Consider the following 18,165-nt stretch of genomic DNA (forward strand, 5'->3'; position numbering starts at 1 on the left):
CGGCTCCGCAGTTAGACCCTTGCTCTTGCCAACCATCGGCGGCACATTTGCGCCCGCGACACATCGTTCGCCAAAAACAAAGTCTTGAGGAACCCTCCATGGCGGCGACGCGGATCGACTGCGATATTCATCCCGCGGTGGGTGGCACCCGCACCACGCTGTTGCCCTATCTCGACGACCACTGGAAAGAGCAGGTGGTCAGCCGCGCGATCGACGGCCTCGACCTCAACTCCTATCCGCCCTCGATGCCGCTTTCCGGCCGGCCCGACTGGCGACCCGCCGAGGGCAAGCCCGGGAGCGATCTCGCAATGGTGCAGCGCGGCGCGTTCGACCAGCTCGGTTCGAGCCACGCGATCTGCAATGTGGTCTACGGCGCGCAGGCGGTGTTCGATCCCTATATGGCGGCCGGCTTCTGCAAGGCGATCAACGACTGGATCGCGGCCGAATGGCTGGCGAAGGATGCAAGATTGCGCGCCTCGATCGTGGTGCCGATGCAGGCGCCGGATCTGGCGGTCGAGGAAATCGAGCGCCGCGCCGCCGACGAGCGCTTCGTCTCCGTGCTGGTGCTGTCGCAAGGCGAGACGCTGCTCGGGCGGCGGCATTTTTGGCCGGTGTATCAGGTGGCCGAGAAATACAAACTGCCGATCGCGATCCATGCCGGCAGCCAGTACCGCGGCGCGCCGAGCTCGATCGGCTGGCCGTCCTATCGCTACGAATATTATCTCGCGGAAGCACAGGCGTTCCAGGCGCAAGTCTTGAGCCTGATCTATGAGGGCGTGTTCGGCAAATTCCCGGGGTTGAAAGTGGTGCTGATGGAATCCGGCGTGAGCTGGCTGCCGGCCTTCATGTGGCGCGCCAACAAGACCTGGCGCGGCGTGCGCGTCGAGGTGCCCTGGGTCGAGCGCGAGCCGGCCTCGATCATGCGCGATCACATCCGCGTCACCATGCAGCCTTTCGACGGCCCGCCGGATGCCGCTGGCGTCGCCGACGTGATCGAGCAGATCGGCTCCGACAAGATGTTCTTGTTCGCGTCGGATTATCCGCACTGGCAGTTCGACGGCGACGACCCGATGCCGCCGCATCTGCCGAAGAGTATCGTCTCGCGCATGTGTGAAGAAAACCCGCTGGAAACCTTTCCGCGGCTCAGGCTTGACTCGTAGTCGATCATGATCCGGAAAAGTGGATACCGGTTTTCCGAAGAGATCATGATCCAGAATAAAGGAGGATCGCATGAGTGATGTCATCGACCGCCCCATTCCACAGCAGGAAGTCGCCGCCAAAAGCCGGCTGCGGATCATCGATTGCGACGTGCATCCGAGCCTTCATGCGCACACCGACCTGCACCGGTTCATGTCGAAACGCTGGCAGGAGCATCTGAAGGAATATGGCAGCCATCTGCGCACGCCCTATATCGGCACCACGCCCTATCCGCGCTCCTCGCCTCTGATTGCGCGGCGCGACGCCTGGCCGCCGACCGGCGGGCCGCCCGGCTCCGATCTCGCCTTCATGCAGAAGCAGCACCTCGATCCGCTCGATGTCGAATTCGGCATTTTGCAGGTGCTCGACCTCTTCATCTTCTCGCAGCAAAACCTCGAATTCGGCGCCGCGATCCAGCGCGCCATCAACGACTGGCAGCTGGCATTCTGGTCCGACCGCGAGCCGCGGCTGAAGGCCTCGATTCTGGCCGGGCAGGACGACACGCAGTTCGCGATTGCGGAGATCGAGCGCTGCGCAAAAACCGGGCGCTACGTGCAGATCAATGTCTGCCCGCGCGCCAACGAGCCGCTGGGCCGCCGGCGCTACTGGCCGATCTACGAACGCGCCGAGGCGCTCGGCCTGCCGCTCGGCATTCACGTCGGCGGCTATGGCGGGCACGCGCCGACCGGCGGCGGCTGGCCGTCCTATTATTGCGAGGAGCATCAGTCCAATGCGCATACGATGGGGTCGATGCTCACCAGTCTCGTGCTCGAAGGCGTTCCGGAGCGTTTCCCGAAACTCAAGATCGTGTTCATCGAGGGCGGCTTCGGCTGGATCCCGTCGACCATGTGGCGGATGGATCGGCATTTCGACCGCTTCCGCAGCGAGGTGCCGCACCTCAAGCGGCGCCCGTCCGAATATGTGAAGGAGCATTTCTGGTTCACGACCCAGCCGATCGACGAGCCGGATGAAGCAAAACACCTGCGCTCGCTGATCGAATGGGTTGGCGTCGATCGCCTGCTGTTCTCGTCGGATTATCCGCATTGGGACTTTGACGATCCGCGCTTCGCGTTCAAGACGCCGCTGACGGAGATCGAACGGGCTAAGATCTTCAGCAGCAACGCCCGCGCGCTCTACAAGCTGTAAACGTGCGTAAATGACCCGGCACATCGTCGCCCGCACCTCAGATATCCCGCTTGGCGGCAACAAGGTGTTCGGCGTGGAAGGACGCGACATCGTCATCTTCCACGTCAACGGTGAATTCTTTGCCCTGCTCAACCGCTGCCCGCACGAAGGCGCGCCGCTGGCGAAGGCGGCGTGCGTGGCGCGACTGACCTCGCCGGAGCCCGGCGTCTACCAGCGCTCGCGCGTCGGTGAATTGCTGCGCTGTCCCTGGCACGGCTGGGAATTCGACATGCGCAACGGCCAATCCTGGTTCGATCCGCAGCGGGTCAAGGTGAGGTCGTATCCGGTCGCGGTCGAGAGCGGCGAAGTGCTGGCAGAGGGGCTCGAAAAGGGCCCGTATGTCGCCGAGACCTTTCCGGTCCACGTCGAGGACAATTACGTCATCGTCGAGACCTAGAGCCGCCGCAACAATTTTCCCTGTCGTTCACCTCACCTGAAGGAGCCATTCCATGACGCACGCCATCCGTTTTCATCAGACCGGCGGCCCCGAAGTTCTGGTCTGGGAGGAAGTCGCCCTCGGCAAGCCCGGCCCGGGCGAGGCGCGCATCCGCCACACCGCGGTCGGGCTGAACTTTGTCGACATCTACAATCGCTCCGGCGTGTATCCGGTGCAACTGCCGAGCGGGCTCGGCGGCGAGGCGGCCGGTGTGGTCGAGGAAGTAGGCCCCGGCGTCACCGATCTCAAGCCCGGCGACCGCATTTGCTATGGTGCAGCCCCGATGGGCGCCTATGCCGAAGCGCGGCTGATCCCGGCCGATCGCCTGTTGAAACTGCCCAACGGCATCGACGACAAAACCGCGGCGGCGATGATGCTGAAGGGCCTGACCACGCAATATCTGATCCGCCAGACCTATCGCGTGAAGGCCGGCGACACCATCCTGCTGCATGCCGCCGCCGGCGGCGTCGGCCTGATCCTCGGCCAGTGGGCCAAACATCTCGGCGCTACCGTGATCGGCACCGTCGGCAGCGATGAAAAAGCAAAGCTCGCCAGGGCCCATGGCTGCGCCCACACCATCGTCTATACACGCGAGGATTTCGTCAAACGCGTCGACGAGATCACCGGCGGCAAGAAGGTGCCCGTGGTCTATGATTCCGTCGGCAAGGACACGTTTCTGAAATCGCTCGATTGCCTCGCGCCACTCGGCGTCGCTGCGCTGTTTGGCGCGTCCTCCGGCAACGTCGATCCGCTCAACCTCGGCCTGTTGGCGCAGAAGGGATCGCTCTATGTCACCCGCCCGACGCTGAACACCTACGCCGCCAAACGCGAAAACCTCGTCGCCATGGCGGGCGAGCTGTTCGAGGTGGTGAAGTCGGGCGCGGTCAAGATCGAGGTGCACCAGACCTATCCGCTAAAGGACGCGGCCAAGGCGCATGCCGATCTCGCCGCACGCAAGACCACGGGTTCGACGGTGCTGACAGTGTGAGAGGCTGACACCTTCCAAGGAGGCAACCATGGCGGCGCGCGTCCTGGTCCCCTTACCGGCGCGGGATTTCGATCCAAGCGAAGCGGCGGTGAGCTGGCTCGTGCTCGCGCGCGCCGGACATACGGTCCTTTTCGCGACGCCGGACGGACGGCCCGCGGCCGCCGACGACATGATGCTGACGGGGCGGGGCCTCGATCCCTGGGGCGCCATTCCGCTGTTGCGGAATCTTCCCTTGATCGGGCTTCTGATGCGAGCCAACCGCGACGCGCGGACGGCTTACGCTGCAATGACCGCGGACCCGAATTATCTGGCGCCACGGCGCTGGGATGCGATCGATCCCGCTGAATACGATGCGCTACTGCTGCCCGGCGGGCATCGCGCGCGCGGCATGCGCGAATATCTCGAAAGCGAAACCCTGCAGAACATCGTCGCCGATTGCTTCGATGCGGCAAAGCCGGTGGCGGCGATCTGCCACGGCGTGCTGCTGGCCGCGCGCAGCCGCTCGAAACGGACCGGGCAGTCGGTGCTGCGGGGATATCGGACCACCGCCCTGACCTGGGCGTTCGAGAACAGCGCCTGGTCGGTGGCGCGCATCACGCGGTTCTGGGATCCGGATTATTACCGCACCTATCTGGAGCAGGCCGGGCAACCGAAGGGCTTTATGTCGGTGCAGCAGGAAGTAACGCGCGCACTGGCCCGCGCCGAGGATTTTTGCGACGTGCCGCGGACCGATCCGCACTTTCGCCGCAAGACGTCCGGCCTTGAGCGTGACACCCTCGACAACGCGACGCCGGCCTTTGTCGTTCGCGATCGCAATTACCTGTCGGCCAGATGGCCGGGCGATGCTCACACTTTTGCGAAGACGTTTGCGGGTATGCTGACGCAGCAACGCCCGGTCGGTTGAACCGGGGACGATCTGCGCCGTACCCGAAGTCATTAATCACGATGGTCTCAGGCCGATGACAGGCCGCAAAGCCGAACCGGCCGGCGCTTGGCGCACGGCCGGTTCGTAACCGCCTGATATTCCTCGCTCTAAAACGCTTTAGCTCGTCGGGTTGCCCTGGAACGCGGCCAGCAGCTTCTTGCCGTCCGGCGAGCCCCAACCGGTGCACGCATCCCATCCCTGGCCTGCGGGATACTGGCCGTTCAGCAGCCCTTCCACGTCATTGTTGCCGGCGGTGATGTCGCGCAGCACGTTGTTCGGACCGAATTTGCTGTAGAGCAGCGCGTTGAAGTTGCCGACCCGCTTGCCCATGGTCGCGTTAATACGCGCGATCAGGCTGGCCCAGAGCGGCGCGGAAGCGCTGGTGCCCCCGACCACCGTGAGCTTGCCGTTCGACTTCGTCAGATAGCCGGTCGCGGGATCGGCATCGGCTGCGACGTCGGGAATTGCCCGGCCCGCGAAATGCCCGGGGTTGATCGATTTGACCACCTTGCCGTTCTGCCAGGCCGGGACCGGCGTGATGTCGCTGACGCCGCCGCCGGTGCCGCCCCCGCGATCGTTCCACACCGTCTCGGTGATCTGTTTGGTGCCGCTCGCGTTCTTGCGGACGTGAAGCGTCGTTCCTCCGACCGCAAGGACATAGGGACTGGTCGCCGGATAGTTCACATGCGCGCGGCCGTCCTGCATCTGTGCCTCCGCGCCGTCATCCCCGGTGGAGACGCACACCGTGATGCCGAGATGTGCCGCAGCCAGGAAACTCGCGTTGCAGTGCGCGATCGCGGCCGGCGACCAGATGACGCCGCTGTTGTTGAAGTTCTCGTTCTCGTCCCAGCCCCAGCTGATCGAGATCACCGAAGGGTCGTTTGCGGAATCGCTGACCACCTTGGCTAGCACGTCGACCAGTCCCTTCTCGTCGAACGTCCCGAAATAGGTGACGATCTTCGCGCCATTGGCCAGCGCCCCGGCAACATCGACGTCGAGCATGACTTCGCCCGTCGAGTTGGGGTCGGAGCCCGGATCGGTCGAAACGCCGTCGACGGCGACGATTTGCACGTCGGGGGCCGGTTGCTGGATCGTCTGGAAATAGCTGGTGAGGTCGCCGGTGTCGACGCCGCCCCCGAACTCGAGCAGGCCGATGCATTGCTGCTGGGCGCCTCCAGCGGGGAAATTATAGATGTCGGCGAGTTCGGTCGGGATGAACCAGGCCCTCGCGGCGTGGGCGGCGCTTGCCTCCACCGTCCGCGATTGCAACGTACGCCGCAGGACGCGATGGTTGTTCAGGCCGAAGACGCCGGTGATCGCCTCGGCGACTTCCGGTGGCACGTGCACCGGCCCGGTGCGGGCGTGAAAGTCACCAAGCTTCGGATGCGAGTAGTCGAACAGCGTGACGCCAAAGGCCTTGCTGACATCGGCAACGGTGCCGGCAAGGCCCATCCGGGCCGAGACCGTCTCCTTGTGGGTGACGACGAGGTTGTTGGCCTTCGCAAAGGCCTCGATCGCCGCGACGGATTTCTCATCCGCGCCGTATTGGCTCGCGAGCTTATCGCGGGTCATGTAGGTGCGCGCTCCCGGAAGCTTGTCGTCGAGATCGGACAGATCCGGCAACTGCTGGCTGCGGCGAACGCCGACGGTGAGTTCGATCCACCGCTGCTCGCTGGTGCGGCGTAGCGCTCTCGATCCGGTCGGCAATTGATGGACGCTGTTGGGAAGCTCGACCGCATTGCTGATCTTGGCAGGTTGGGCACTCATGCTCGTCTCCCATGATGTTAGTCAATTTAAAAATGGACTCGGAATCGCAACAATTCCAAAGGGCTTTGAGAAAGCCGGACAATTGCAGGTCAGGTTGCAGAATCGACAATGGTTACGACGGCTGGATCATCTTCGGATCGCTGTCGGCCGCCGCAAATGCCGCTTCAGCCAGATTCAAACCAGAGATAGTAGAATGCAATACTTGCACGCTAACAAAACATCGATGGTTCGACAACATTCCTGCTGTTCAAGTTTAAATGACCGGTGAGTGTGATCCCGTTCATATGCGGAAATGCTTGCGCCGCTTCTGTCAGCATGGGTGTCCGATGTCGGACGGTGGTATCGCCGCCCGTGAGCCGACGCCGTCGTGCTGCCGGGGCGGCCGAACCTGGCCGCGTCCCGGTGCGGAACGCACACGGAATAGCAATTTGACATGTGCATGCTATATTGCAGAGCGAGCGTTCTTCATGACAGGTGCGGCCGATGTCGAAACAAGAAATGCGCGAGGAGGCCGAGCGCCTGATCCGCGAGACCATGGAAAAGAAAGCCCTGGTCGTGAAACAGGGCAATACGAGGATCGAGACCACCTGCGGCAAATGCGGCGCGCCCAACCGCCTGCAGGCGGAAAAGGGCGCAACCCGGGTCAAATTCACCTGCAAGCAATGCGGGCACAAGCAGGAAACGCTGTAGCGTCCGCTGGCGCGCCGGGTGCGACGTGCAAAAACCCGCCCGACGGGCAAATCAGCAAAAACCTGTCCAGTCCCACGCAAAAAAATATTTCGCTTTCGCCGTCGGGCAAATCAGTGGTTTGACTCCGCGCGTCTCACCCAAGAAGAGGGGCGTTGCGCAACGTCACGAAACGCGCGGTGAGATGCGGTGGACGCGAAGACTGCGCAAGACGAACGCAGCCAACGCGGACGGCGAAGTCGTGTGGTCCTGACGCCCCGACGCTGGCGTCAAGTTATGTGGAGCGATCCGCATGGCGACGGTGGCAAGAAAGCCCGTTCACCGGGGAGAGCACGATATAAGCCGTAAAACCATTGCGCAGGGAATGCCGGGGTGCCTCCGCTGAACCTGTATGCTCGTGTGCGTTTCCTTTGTGCATGTTTGCACACGAGACCGCGGGTGCAGCGCGCCCCCGGCATTTCCTGCGCCCTCTGTTTTCGGAGGGCGGGAGTGAAGAGCAAAACTCGGGCGAATTGAGCCGCGAGATCGCGGAGCTGTGTCCTTGCGCAACGAATGCGTCACACACTTGCTCGTCATCGCCCGGCTTGACCGGGCGACCCAGTATTCCAGAGACGCCAGTGATTGAACCGAGAAGCCGCGGCGTACTGGATACCCCGCTTTCGCGGGGTACGACGGCTTTCTTTGGAGCAACGCAGGCGCGCGTCACATGCGCGGTCTAGCCACCCTTCACAAACTTCGCAAACGCCTCCGCATAGTCCGGATGCCAGCGCGACAGCGCCGGGCGGTTCTCGACGATGTCGCCGGCGGCCCACAGCATGCGCCGTTCGTCGAGTTGTCGCGGCACGTCGTTGTCGGGGCAAAGGATATAGAAATCGCCGGCGTCGATGCGCGCGATCATGAAGTCCACGGTTTGCTCCGGGGTCCAGGCGCCCGCAGGCTTTTCGGTACGGCCGCGCGAGGTGAGACCGGTGAAGACATGACCGGGAATCATCAGATGCGCGCTGATCCTGCAGCCATCAATGTTGCGCAATTCATGCTGCAGCGCCTCGGTGAGGGCTTTCACGCCGGCCTTGGAGACATTGTAGGCGGGATTGCCGGGCGGGGTGGTGATGCCCTGCTTGGAACCGGTGTTGATGATGAGGCCGGGACGGCCGCGTTCGATCATGTGAGGCGCAAAAACCTGCGAGCCATGGATGACACCCCAGAGATTGACGGCGAGGATGCGCTGCCAGTTCTCCAGCGGGCCAAAGCTGGTGCTGTCCGGGCCGATGCCGGCATTGTTCATCAGGATATCGGTGCCGCCGAACCGTTTTTGCACCATGGCTTCCAGTCCTGCTACCTCGTCGAAACGGCTGACATCGGCAGCCGCGGTCATGATGCTGTCGGCGCCGCCTGGCGCGACCGATGCCAGTTTTGTCGCGACCTCCTTGAGCCGGTCGGCGCCAAGATCGGCAATGCAGACCTTCATGCCGAGCTGCGCGAACCGCATCGCGGCGGCGAGCCCGATGCCGGACGCGCCTCCGGTGATCACGGCAACATGATTGAGCGACATTGCGGCATGGGGCATCGGCGGTCCTCCGGACAAATATCTGGCGCATCTATCGGGCTGGCGCCATACCTACCATGCACGAACCGGCATGGGAGATCTTCGTTCCCCGCTTTGCCATTGACGGCTTTAACGAACAAGATGAACCGGTTACATATCCAGATCATAGAAGAAAATCCGGGGCAGGCATGAACTTTCCATCGTTGTTTTCACCGCTCAAGATCGGTCCCTTCCAGCTCAAGCATCGTCTCGTGATGGCTCCGCTGACGCGGATGCGGGCGGCGAAGCCGTCTCTGGCGCCGCGGCCCCTGAACGTCGAATATTACGCCCAGCGCGCGACGCCGGGCGGGCTCATCATCGCCGAAGCATCGCCCGTGATGGTCACCGGTTTCGGCAGCCCCGGCGTCCCCGGCATCTACACCGAGCAGCAGATCGCGGGATGGCGGGAGGTCGTCGATGCCGTCCACGCCAACGGCGGCGTGATCTTGCTCCAGCTCTGGCATGTCGGGCGGGTGTCGCATTCCTCGTTCCAGCCCGGCGGCTTGCTACCGGTCGCACCGTCAGCGGTAGCGATTCCTGATTTGAAGACCGGCACGGCCGACGGCAAGGCGGTGCCCTACGAGACGCCGCGCGCGCTGGAGACTTCGGAGATTCCAGGCGTGATCGACGCCTACCGGGAAGCCGCGAAGAACGCGTTGAAGGCCGGGTTCGACGGCGTCGAGGTTCACGGCGCCAACGGCTATCTGATCGAGCAGTTTTTACAGTCGCATACCAATCTGCGCATTGACCAGTACGGCGGATCGATCGAGAACCGCACGCGCTTCCTGATGGAAGTGACCAAGGCTGTGGCCGAGGTCTGGGGCGCCGACCGCGTCGGCGTGCGGCTGTCGCCCTACGGTGTTGCCAACGGCAGCGGCGAGCCCGACCCGATGCCGCTCTACACCCATGCCGTCCAATCGCTCAATCCGTTGGGCCTTGCCTATCTGCATTTCATCGAGCCGCGGTCCAGCGGCGCCGGCCGTGCCGAGGTCAACCATCAGAACGTGCCGTCGGCGATGGTGCTGTTCCGGCCGATCTGGAAGGGCGTGCTGATTACCGCCGGCGGCTTTACCGGAGAAACGGCTGAAGCCGCGATCGCCGCAGGCCATGCCGACGCGATCGCGTTCGGCCGCATCTTCATCTCCAATCCGGATTTGCCGCGGCGCCTGCAGCGCGGCTATCCGCTGACGCCCTACAACCGCGCGACGTTCTATGGCGGGGAGGAGAAGGGTTACACTGACTATCCTGCGCATGATGAATTGGAGCAGGCCTGAAGTTGCCGTCATTGCGAGCGAAGCGAAGCAATCCATCTCACCACGGAAAGAAAGGGTGGATTGCTTCGTCGCTATCGCTCCTCGCAATGACGGCTGAGACAGAAAGCGCAAATGGCAAAAGCAGCGGTTGCAGCAGGAATGACGTCAGGCCAATGCCTGTGCGGCAAAGTTGGCTTCGAGATCGACGTCCCCGCACGCTGGGCCTGGCACGATCATTCGGCCTCGAGCCGCCGCGCGCATGGCGCGGCCTATGCGACCTATGTCGGAAGCTGGCGCAAGCGCCTTCGCATCACCAAGGGCAAAGCCGAAATCACGCGCTACGAGGACAAGGCGACAAAGACCGTGCGTAGTTTCTGCGCGCATTGCGGCACCCCCTTGTTTTACGAACGCGCGCGCTCGCCGCATATGGTGAACATTCCGCGCGCGCTGTTTTCGGGCCGCACCGGCCGGCAGCCGCTCTATCACATCGCGATCGAGGAACTGCAGGAATGGGCCTATACCGGCGAGCCGCTGGTGCCGCTGAAAGGCTTTCCCGGTGTGGTCTGGCAGCGCTCGAAAAAGAAGAAGCGCGTCAATCAAGAGGGGATGTTTTGATCAGGCTCTTCGTTGCCGCTTCGGCGCCTTGCTTCGCGACGTTTTTCGCGCCGACGATTTGGCGGGCATCGACGCGACGAAATCGAGGCCGCGCTGGATCCATTTCTTCAGTCCGGCATCGGTCCCGTACCCTTCCGGTGCGATGCGCACAAAGCCGGTCATCATGCGCCCGCGCATTTCCATCGGCTGGACGTGCGGCTCGCCTAGCACCGACGGATGCGCGTCCGGTCCGACGCGCACCAGAATGCCGCCCTTTCCACTGACGGAACAGCACATGTTGCCGCCGACCATGAAGCAGAGGCCACCCATCATCTTCTTCTCGACGACGTCGGTCCGGCTCGACAGCAATTTTCCGATCCGTATGGCCACCTTTTCATCATAGGCCATCGGCGTGTTATCCGTGATGATCCGACAGAATTTCCGCAAGACGTTCGAAGCTCGCGCGCCAGCCGGCGCCGACATTGCTTCGTTGGTCGGGCGCGACAATGTCCTGATGATGCACCGTAAGGCGCGTGCCTCCGTCGATCGGCTCCAACAGATAGGTCACAGTCGATGGCGTGCCGGCCGCCCCGGCCAGGTGCCACGTCTGGACCAGTTTTCGCGGTGCGTCGACCTCGAGGAATTTTCCCTCGAGCGTATAGGGCTGGCCTCGCGCGATACCGGAGGCGCGCCATTGCCCGCCGACCCGGACGTCGCCGCTCCATTCCCGCGTGTCGAACACGCCCGGATTAACCCACCAGTCGACGATCTCGCGCGAGGCCAGGGCCTGAAACACCCGTTCCGGCGTCGTGGCGAGTTCGACGGAGGCGACGATGCGGCCGTCGATCAGGTCTGCAACTGCGCGTGCACGCGTTTTGATCTCACTCATTTTGCCTCCAGGTTACGCTTCAGCCGCGTCAAACTCGCCTGCCAGAATGCGCGGTAGCCTTCCAGCCAGCCGGCAACGCTTTGCAGCGGCATTGGGTTCACAGCATAGACGCGTTCGCGCCCGATCCGCGTGTCGACGACCAAACGTGCCTCGCGCAGCACCCTCAAATGCCGCGAAACGGCCGGCCGGCTGGTCCGAAAATCGGCCGCAAGCGTGCCGGCATTCGCCGGTCCGGCGCGCAGACGATCGAGAATGGCCCGCCGGGTTGGATCGGCGATGGCACGAAAGGCGTCTGTCTTTGCTTCTATCCGGGACATAAAGTGTAACAGATTGATTACATATCAGACGGCCGCCGTCAAGTTCGGCGCGCATCGCCCGGACATGTCAGCGCCTGCTGACACGAAGTCGTTTGCGGTTGGCCGCGCAGGGCAGCCATGACCGTCGTCCATTGCCTCGGCCGTGCAGGTTTGATCATGTGCCCTCATCCCGCAGGTCAACGCGCCGCGGGCAGGAGGGGACATGAAAAATCGCATTACGGGGCGTTCGGCATTCCTTGCTTTGCTGAAGGACGAGGGCATCACGCATTTGTTCGGCAATCCCGGCACCACCGAATTGCCGATCATGCACGCGCTGAAGGACCATCCCGACCTCACCTATGTGATGGCGATGCAGGAAAGCCTGGTCGTGGCGATGGCCGACGGTTTTAGCCGCGCATCGGGGAAACTCGTCGCCTGCAACGTCCACGTCGCGCCCGGCCTTGGCAATGCGATGGGCTCGCTGTTCAATGCGAAGTTCACGGGCACGCCGATGATCCTGACCGCCGGCCAGCAGGAGCAGGGCCACGGGCTGATGGAGCCGGTGCTGTATGGGCCGCTGCTGCAGATGGCCGAGCCGCTGGTGAAATGGGCGGTCGAGGTGACGCGGCTGGAGGATTTGCCGCGGATCGTGCGCCGCGCCGCAAAAATAGCGACCACGCCGCCGACCGGGCCGGTGTTCATTTCGCTGCCCGGGGATATTTTGAACGCCGAAGCCGGCATCGAACTCGGCCGCTCGACCCGGGTCGATACCCGCGTAAAACCTTCCGACGAATCGCTGCAGGCACTGGTGGCGCGCATCCTCAAAGCCGAGCGGCCGGTGATCATTGTCGGCGACGAGATCGTCAAGAGCGACGCGCTGGAGGAAGCAGCCCAGCTTGCGGAGACACTGGGCTGCCCGGCCTATCAATCCTCGACGCCTTACGGCGCGCACTTCCTGTCCGAGAGTCCCTGCTTCATGGGCGCGCTGGCGCGGGTCCAGAAGATCGCCCGCGATGCGCTGCAGCCTTACGATCTCATCATCGCGCTCGGCGGCGATCCGTTGCGGATGTCGGTCTACAGCGAGATTGATCCGATGCCGGACGGACTGGGTATCGTGCAGGTCGGCCTGGTCGACTGGGATCTCGCCAAGAATTACGGCGCCGAGATCGCGATCAAGGCAGACGTGAAGGAAACCTTGCGCGCGCTGGCTCCGACCTTGAAAGCGGCCGGCGGCGCCGCGCTCGAGACGCGTGCCAAGCAGGGATTGGCAGCGCTGGCATCGAAGAACTGGACCGCGAAGCGCGGGATGCTGGTCGACCAGATCTCGAAGGCCAGCGATAAATCGCCGATCGATGCGGACTGGCTGTCGTTGCAGGTGGTCGAGGCGATGCCCGATAACGCCATCCTCGTCGATGAAGGCCTGACGTCGTCACGCCAGATACTGGCGCTGCGCCCGCATCGCGATCGCTACGGCTATCATGCGCTGGCCTCCGGCGGCATCGGCTGGGGCCTGCCGGCCTCCGTCGGCGTTAGCCTCGCCAACCCCGACCGGCCGGTGGTGTGTTACTCCGGGGACGGCAGCTCGATGTATTCGATCCAGTCGCTGTGGACCGCGGCCAACCACAAGCTGCCGCTGACCTTCATCATCGTCAACAATGGCGGCTACCGCATCATCAAGCAGCGGCTGCTCGCCTTCCACGGCGACGACCATTACGTCGGCATGGATTTCATCGATCCGCCGGTGGATTTTACTGGGATCGCAAATTCGCTCGGGCTGGAGGCGGCGAAGGTCACCGATCCTGCGCAGTTGAAGCCGGCGCTGAAATCGGCGTTCAGCCGGCCGGGGGCGAAATTGATCGAGGTGGTGGTGAGCAACGCGGTGAATTGAGGCGTGATCCATCAACTCGTCATTGCGAGCGAAGCGAAGCAATCCATGCGGCAAAGCAAGTGTGGATTGCTTCGTCGCTTCGCTCCTCGCAATGACGGCTTTGCGCGAGCGGTGCTTTTACTCCGCCGCCTTCGCGCTCATATGCGGCCGGTACTGCGCGGCCGGATGCTCCGCCGTCAGCCGAGCGCGCCCGGCGCCGAACAGTTTTTCGCGCAACGTGCCGCTCGTGTAGGCATCCTTGTAGCGCCCGCGCCGCGTCAGTTCCGGCACCAGCATGTCGGCGATATCTTCGAAATCGCCGGGCGAGGTCGCAAACGCGACGTTGAGGCCGTCGACGTCGGTCGCTTCGAACCAGGTCTCGATGTCGTCGGCGACCTTTTCCGGCGTGCCGACCACGACCGGTCCGGCGCCGCCGATGCCGACATGTTCGACGACCTCGCGCACGGTCCAGACCCGGTCCGGATCGGCGCGGGTGACGTTGTCCAGCGCAGTGCGGCCGGCGTCGTTCTGGACGTGGCGGACCTGCTGGTCGAGGTCGTAGCTCGAGAAGTCGACGCCGGTCCAGCCCGACATCAGCGCCAGCGCGCCCTCGGGATTGATGTGGCTCCGATAGTCGGCGTATTTCGCCTTTGCCTCGGCTTCGGTGCGGCCAAGGATGATCGTCATCATGCTGAACATCAAAATCTCGGCGGGGTTACGGCCAACCTTCGCGGCGAGTTCGCGGATGCCGGAAACGCGCGGCGCAATGATTTTTGCCGACGGCCCCGACATGAAAACGCATTCGGCGTGCTGGGCCGCGAACTGCCGGCCGCGCGGCGAGGTGCCGGCCTGATACAGTACCGGCGTCCGCTGCGGCGACGGCTCGCTCAGATGGATGGCATTGAGCCGATAGTTGTTCCCTTCGTGCTCGATGCGGTGCACCTTGGCGGGATCGGCAAAAATGCCGCGCGCGCGATCGCGCAGCACGGCACCGTCTTCCCAGCTGCCTTCCCAGAGCTTGTAGACCAGTTCCATATATTCGTCGGCGATCTCGTAGCGGTCGTCATGCGCGGTCTGCTTGTCCTTGCCGGCGCCGCGCGCGGCGCTGTCGAGATAGCCGGTCACCACGTTCCAGCCGATCCGGCCCTCGGTCAGATGATCCAGCGTCGACATCCGCCGCGCAAACGGATAGGGCGGTTCGAACGACAGATTGCTGGTGACGCCGAAGCCGAGATTTTGCGTCACCGCCGCCATCACCGGGATCAGCATCAGAGGCTCGTTCGCCGGCGTCTGTGTCGCGTTGCGCAGCGCGGCATCCGGGCTACCGCCGAATACGTCATAGACGCCGAGCACATCGGCGAGAAACAGGCCGTCGAACCGGCCGCGCTCCAGCGTTTTGGCCAGATCGAGCCAATAGGGCAGCCGGTTATAGTCGATGGTGCGGTCGCGCGGATGCGTCCACAGCCCGGGCGACTGATGCGCCACGCAGTTCATGGCAAAGGCGTTGAGCCGGATTTGCTTTTTCATAAGTGACGTTTCCAACGGCGAATTGTTGCATGCCCGTGCATTTTGGCAAGACCCATTTGCCGAAGCAGCACTTCCGGTGGTCTTGATATCTCGATAATAGGGACTGAACCAGATTCATTTAGAGTGCGAAGGAATACCATGGCGACCAGAGACGACGCGATCGCAAGTGCACGTCAGCATCTTCACTCCGGAGAGTTTCTTGCCGAGCTCAACCGCAGGGTCGGGTTTCAGACACAGAGCCAGCAACCTTTGCCGGGCGATCCCTTGCGCGCCTATCTCGTGGAAGGACTGCAGCCTGCATTTGAAGAGCTCGGGTTTTCGACCCGGGTGATCGAGTCGCCGATCGGCAAGGGCCCGTATCTGCTGGCTGACTATCGCGAGGATCCTTCGTTGTTGACGGTCCTCTCCTACGGCCATGGCGATGTCGTCGGCGGCATGGTCGGCGAATGGCGCGACAATCTTGATCCGTGGCAAACAACGACCAAAGGCGATCGCGTCTATGGCCGGGGCACCGCCGACAACAAGGGTCAGCACAGCATCAACATCGCGGCACTGCGCGCCGTCCGCGAGGCCCGCGGCGGCAAGCTCGGTTTCAATGCCAAGTTCATCATCGAGACCAGCGAGGAGATCGGCTCGCCGGATCTGGCGCAGGTCTGCCAGTCACTGCATCATGAGCTGGCGGCCGATCTGTTGCTCGCTTCCGACGGCCCGCGGCTTTCGGCGGATCGTCCCACCGTCTTCCTCGGCTGCCGCGGCGGCGTGCGAATCCATCTCGACGTGAACCTTCGCCAAGGCGGCAATCATTCCGGCAATTGGGGTGGCCTGCTCGCCAATCCCGCGACCATCCTGGCAAACGCCATCGCCTCGCTGGTCGATCACAGGGGGCGGATGAAGCTGGAGGTGATGAAGCCGCCGCGCATCTCGAACCAGATCCGCGCCGCACTTGCCGATGTTGAGGTCGAGCCCACGGCGGATGAGCCGCAGGTTTCCGAGAACTGGGGCGAGGATGGCCTGTCCGCCGCCGAACGCGTCTATGCCTGGAACACGCTGGAAGTGCTGGCGATGTCATCGGGCAATATCGAGCAGCCGGCGAACGCGATTCCGGGGGTGGCGCGCGCCGTCCTGCAGCTTCGCTTCGTGGTCGGCACCGAATATGAAAAGGTGGTCGACGCGGTTCGGGCACATCTGCACGCAGGCGGCTTTCCGATGGTGGAAGTCAGCGGACAGCAGCGGTTTGGCGCGTCGCGCACCGATTTCGACAGCCCCTGGGTCAACTGGGCGGCGAACTCGATCCGGCAGACCACGGGAAAGGCGCCGGCGATCCTGCCGAATATCGGCGGCTCGCTGCCCAACGGCGTCTTTGCCGAAGGGCTCGGCCTGCCGACGATCTGGATCCCGCACTCCTATCCCGGTTGCTCGCAACACGCGCCGGACGAACACATTCTGCTGCCCGTCACCGAGGAAGCGCTGGCCATCATGGCCGGTCTGTTCTGGGATTTGGGTGAGTTGCCGCCCAAGTCTTAGCCCAAGTCCTGGAGGACATGAGCGAAACAGACCAGCATCGCTGAAAGGGATTGTAGATGGCGTTTTCCGCGGTCGAAGGGCGTGAAGTATCGTCTGTGCCGAAACAACAGGACGTTACAAAGCTCATCGTCGCCACCTCGATCGGCAACGCGCTGGAATGGTACGACATCGCCGTTTACGGCTATTTTGCCATTTATGTGTCGAAAGCCTTCTTCCCGAATGACGATCCGACGACGTCGCTGCTGCTGACCTTCGGTACGTTCGGACTGTCGTACCTGGCGCGTCCGATCGGTGGGGTCATGCTTGGCGCCTATGCCGATCGTTACGGCCGCAAGGCGTCGCTGATGGTCTCCATCGTCATGATGACGTTCGGTACGCTGTCGCTGGCGTTGATGCCGACCTACGCGACCATCGGCCTTCTTGCACCGATCGCGGTCATCCTCGCGCGTCTGGTGCAGGGCTTTTCCGCCGGCGGCGAGTTCGGAAGCTCGACCGCGTTTCTGGTGGAGCATATGCCGCACCGGCGTGGCTTCGTCGCAAGCTGGCAATTCGCAAGCCAGGGGCTGAGTGGATTGCTGGCATCGGGATTCGGCGCCTGGCTCACCTCGGCGATGAGTCCCGCCGACCTGCAATCCTGGGGCTGGCGCATTCCCTTCCTGTTCGGTGTGCTGATTGGGCCGATCGGCATCTACATCCGAAACAATATCGATGACGCGACCGCGCCGCCGGCCGCCAAACACGAACCCGTGGTGGCTAAGGTGTTCGCAGAGCAAAAGCTTCGTGTGCTGCTCGGAATCGGCGCGATCGCGGTGACGACCTCCGTCAACTATTTGATCGTCTACATGCCGACCTATGTGGTCAAAACGCTGAAGCTGGCGCCGTCGGTTGGGTTTCTGGCGGCGCTGGCTGCCGGCGTTGCCGTCACCTTGTTGCCGCCGATCGCGGGAATGATCTCGGACCGCATCGGACGCACCACTCACATGATCGCGCTCTGTCTGCTGCTGCTGGTCTCAGTCTTTCCGGCCTTCCTGATATTGACGACAACGCCGACGCCGATGGTGATCCTTCTGGTCGTGCTTTGCCTCGGCGCCATGAAGGCCATTTACTTCGGGCCTCTCGCGGCGCTGATGTCCGAACTGTTTCCGCCGGCAACACGCGCCACCGGCCTGGGCTTGAGTTACAACATCGGTGTCACGATATTCGGCGGCATGGCGCCGGCGACCATGACCTGGATGGGAAGCTTTGCCTTGTTCGGCGATCTCGCGCCCGGATATTACCTCACGTTCTGCGCCGTCGTGAGCCTCTGTGCGCTGGTCACGATCCGGCAAACGTCCGCGGATGACGGTTTCGCCTAGCGGAATACTATTGCTGAAGTGAACAGGAATCCTGCAATATCGGTAAATATTTCGGTTCAGAGTTTCGCTAGACGAAATAAAGCTCTGTCG

The 18,165-nt window shown here is 63.0% G+C and carries 17 protein-coding genes; 11 read left to right on the plus strand and 6 right to left on the minus strand.

The features are described from left to right. The first annotated feature begins 98 nt into the window (after positions 1 to 98). The 5 genes from V1289_RS30850 to V1289_RS30870 all read left to right on the plus strand — a co-directional run bounded on the left by V1289_RS30850 (position 99) and on the right by V1289_RS30870 (position 4,710). The gene (locus tag V1289_RS30850; RefSeq protein WP_334401580.1) at positions 99 to 1,160 is read left to right on the plus strand and encodes an amidohydrolase family protein; all 1,062 of its coding nucleotides are present in this window, start codon (positions 99 to 101) and stop codon (positions 1,158 to 1,160) included. 70 nt (positions 1,161 to 1,230) lie between these two features. After that, entirely contained in the window at positions 1,231 to 2,343 is a 1,113-nt protein-coding gene (locus V1289_RS30855) for an amidohydrolase family protein (RefSeq protein WP_334401582.1), read from the plus strand. 10 nt (positions 2,344 to 2,353) lie between these two features. Continuing rightward, a complete protein-coding gene (locus tag V1289_RS30860; RefSeq protein ID WP_309182408.1) occupies positions 2,354 to 2,779 on the plus strand; it encodes a Rieske (2Fe-2S) protein in 426 nt (141 codons plus the stop codon). A 52-nt stretch (positions 2,780 to 2,831) separates the two neighbouring features. Continuing rightward, positions 2,832 to 3,806 (plus strand): quinone oxidoreductase family protein, encoded by a 975-nt coding sequence (locus tag V1289_RS30865; protein ID WP_334401586.1) that lies wholly within the window; start codon positions 2,832 to 2,834, stop codon positions 3,804 to 3,806. Between the two features lie 28 nt (positions 3,807 to 3,834). Beyond that, complete coding sequence (locus V1289_RS30870; protein ID WP_334401588.1) at positions 3,835 to 4,710, plus strand: type 1 glutamine amidotransferase domain-containing protein; 876 nt, start codon at positions 3,835 to 3,837, stop codon at positions 4,708 to 4,710. Positions 4,711 to 4,848: 138 nt separating this feature from the next. Here V1289_RS30870 and V1289_RS30875 read toward each other — a convergent pair whose 3' ends face one another. Continuing rightward, positions 4,849 to 6,498: a S53 family peptidase gene (locus V1289_RS30875; protein WP_334401590.1), complete on the minus strand. Its 1,650-nt coding sequence runs from the start codon at positions 6,496 to 6,498 to the stop codon at positions 4,849 to 4,851. A 483-nt stretch (positions 6,499 to 6,981) separates the two neighbouring features. Here V1289_RS30875 and V1289_RS30880 point away from each other — a divergent pair, with 483 nt between their 5' ends. Next, positions 6,982 to 7,188 (plus strand): hypothetical protein, encoded by a 207-nt coding sequence (locus tag V1289_RS30880; protein WP_334401592.1) that lies wholly within the window; start codon positions 6,982 to 6,984, stop codon positions 7,186 to 7,188. 712 nt (positions 7,189 to 7,900) lie between these two features. Here V1289_RS30880 and V1289_RS30885 read toward each other — a convergent pair. Further along, positions 7,901 to 8,752 carry an SDR family NAD(P)-dependent oxidoreductase gene (locus tag V1289_RS30885; protein WP_334401594.1) on the minus strand — a complete coding sequence of 284 codons (852 nt, stop codon included), beginning with the start codon at positions 8,750 to 8,752 and terminating at the stop codon, positions 7,901 to 7,903. Between the two features lie 167 nt (positions 8,753 to 8,919). On the opposite strand from V1289_RS30885, the gene V1289_RS30890 reads away from it, so the two are divergent. Continuing rightward, a complete protein-coding gene (locus tag V1289_RS30890; RefSeq protein WP_334401596.1) occupies positions 8,920 to 10,044 on the plus strand; it encodes an alkene reductase in 1,125 nt (374 codons plus the stop codon). Positions 10,045 to 10,155: 111 nt separating this feature from the next. Next, a complete protein-coding gene (locus tag V1289_RS30895) occupies positions 10,156 to 10,638 on the plus strand; it encodes a GFA family protein (protein ID WP_334401598.1) in 483 nt (160 codons plus the stop codon). On the opposite strand, the gene V1289_RS30900 is transcribed toward V1289_RS30895, so the two are convergent. Genes V1289_RS30900 through V1289_RS30910 form a run of 3 tightly spaced genes read right to left on the minus strand, consistent with a single transcriptional unit; the run spans position 10,639 to position 11,823 of the window. Beyond that, positions 10,639 to 11,025 carry a TfoX/Sxy family protein gene (locus V1289_RS30900; RefSeq protein WP_334401600.1) on the minus strand — a complete coding sequence of 129 codons (387 nt, stop codon included), beginning with the start codon at positions 11,023 to 11,025 and terminating at the stop codon, positions 10,639 to 10,641. A 7-nt stretch (positions 11,026 to 11,032) separates the two neighbouring features. Then, positions 11,033 to 11,506 carry an SRPBCC family protein gene (locus V1289_RS30905; RefSeq protein ID WP_334401602.1) on the minus strand — a complete coding sequence of 158 codons (474 nt, stop codon included), beginning with the start codon at positions 11,504 to 11,506 and terminating at the stop codon, positions 11,033 to 11,035. Continuing rightward, entirely contained in the window at positions 11,503 to 11,823 is a 321-nt protein-coding gene (locus V1289_RS30910; RefSeq protein ID WP_334401604.1) for an ArsR/SmtB family transcription factor, read from the minus strand. Before V1289_RS30910 ends, V1289_RS30905 begins: the two co-directional genes overlap by 4 nt. 202 nt (positions 11,824 to 12,025) lie before the next feature. Between V1289_RS30910 and V1289_RS30915 the strand changes: the two genes are divergently transcribed. Beyond that, positions 12,026 to 13,690: a thiamine pyrophosphate-binding protein gene (locus V1289_RS30915; protein WP_334401606.1), complete on the plus strand. Its 1,665-nt coding sequence runs from the start codon at positions 12,026 to 12,028 to the stop codon at positions 13,688 to 13,690. 117 nt (positions 13,691 to 13,807) lie between these two features. Here V1289_RS30915 and V1289_RS30920 read toward each other — a convergent pair whose 3' ends face one another. Next, positions 13,808 to 15,196 carry an LLM class flavin-dependent oxidoreductase gene (locus tag V1289_RS30920; RefSeq protein WP_334401608.1) on the minus strand — a complete coding sequence of 463 codons (1,389 nt, stop codon included), beginning with the start codon at positions 15,194 to 15,196 and terminating at the stop codon, positions 13,808 to 13,810. 138 nt (positions 15,197 to 15,334) lie between these two features. Between V1289_RS30920 and V1289_RS30925 the strand changes: the two genes are divergently transcribed. Further along, on the plus strand, positions 15,335 to 16,720 hold the full coding sequence (locus V1289_RS30925; RefSeq protein WP_334401610.1) for a M20 family metallopeptidase: 1,386 nt from the start codon (positions 15,335 to 15,337) through the stop codon (positions 16,718 to 16,720). A 56-nt stretch (positions 16,721 to 16,776) separates the two neighbouring features. Continuing rightward, positions 16,777 to 18,075 carry an MFS transporter gene (locus V1289_RS30930; RefSeq protein ID WP_334401612.1) on the plus strand — a complete coding sequence of 433 codons (1,299 nt, stop codon included), beginning with the start codon at positions 16,777 to 16,779 and terminating at the stop codon, positions 18,073 to 18,075. Positions 18,076 to 18,165 lie beyond the last annotated feature (90 nt).

This window comes from Bradyrhizobium sp. AZCC 2289 (genome assembly GCF_036924615.1).
GTDB lineage: Bacteria > Pseudomonadota > Alphaproteobacteria > Rhizobiales > Xanthobacteraceae > Bradyrhizobium.

What these genes read in the sequence shown, in the direction of transcription:
- V1289_RS30860 (WP_309182408.1), top strand. Translation starts at nt 2,354, where the DNA reads ATGACCCGGCACATCGTCGCCCGCACCTCAGATATCCCGCTTGGCGGC.
- V1289_RS30870 (WP_334401588.1), top strand. Translation starts at nt 3,835, where the DNA reads ATGGCGGCGCGCGTCCTGGTCCCCTTACCGGCGCGGGATTTCGATCCA.
- V1289_RS30920 (WP_334401608.1), bottom strand. Translation starts at nt 15,196, where the DNA reads ATGAAAAAGCAAATCCGGCTCAACGCCTTTGCCATGAACTGCGTGGCG.
- V1289_RS30910 (WP_334401604.1), bottom strand. Translation starts at nt 11,823, where the DNA reads ATGTCCCGGATAGAAGCAAAGACAGACGCCTTTCGTGCCATCGCCGAT.
- V1289_RS30925 (WP_334401610.1), top strand. Translation starts at nt 15,335, where the DNA reads ATGGCGACCAGAGACGACGCGATCGCAAGTGCACGTCAGCATCTTCAC.
- V1289_RS30900 (WP_334401600.1), bottom strand. Translation starts at nt 11,025, where the DNA reads ATGGCCTATGATGAAAAGGTGGCCATACGGATCGGAAAATTGCTGTCG.
- V1289_RS30915 (WP_334401606.1), top strand. Translation starts at nt 12,026, where the DNA reads ATGAAAAATCGCATTACGGGGCGTTCGGCATTCCTTGCTTTGCTGAAG.
- V1289_RS30875 (WP_334401590.1), bottom strand. Translation starts at nt 6,498, where the DNA reads ATGAGTGCCCAACCTGCCAAGATCAGCAATGCGGTCGAGCTTCCCAAC.
- V1289_RS30905 (WP_334401602.1), bottom strand. Translation starts at nt 11,506, where the DNA reads ATGAGTGAGATCAAAACGCGTGCACGCGCAGTTGCAGACCTGATCGAC.
- V1289_RS30880 (WP_334401592.1), top strand. Translation starts at nt 6,982, where the DNA reads ATGTCGAAACAAGAAATGCGCGAGGAGGCCGAGCGCCTGATCCGCGAG.
- V1289_RS30865 (WP_334401586.1), top strand. Translation starts at nt 2,832, where the DNA reads ATGACGCACGCCATCCGTTTTCATCAGACCGGCGGCCCCGAAGTTCTG.
- V1289_RS30930 (WP_334401612.1), top strand. Translation starts at nt 16,777, where the DNA reads ATGGCGTTTTCCGCGGTCGAAGGGCGTGAAGTATCGTCTGTGCCGAAA.
- V1289_RS30890 (WP_334401596.1), top strand. Translation starts at nt 8,920, where the DNA reads ATGAACTTTCCATCGTTGTTTTCACCGCTCAAGATCGGTCCCTTCCAG.
- V1289_RS30850 (WP_334401580.1), top strand. Translation starts at nt 99, where the DNA reads ATGGCGGCGACGCGGATCGACTGCGATATTCATCCCGCGGTGGGTGGC.
- V1289_RS30855 (WP_334401582.1), top strand. Translation starts at nt 1,231, where the DNA reads ATGAGTGATGTCATCGACCGCCCCATTCCACAGCAGGAAGTCGCCGCC.
- V1289_RS30885 (WP_334401594.1), bottom strand. Translation starts at nt 8,752, where the DNA reads ATGCCCCATGCCGCAATGTCGCTCAATCATGTTGCCGTGATCACCGGA.
- V1289_RS30895 (WP_334401598.1), top strand. Translation starts at nt 10,156, where the DNA reads ATGGCAAAAGCAGCGGTTGCAGCAGGAATGACGTCAGGCCAATGCCTG.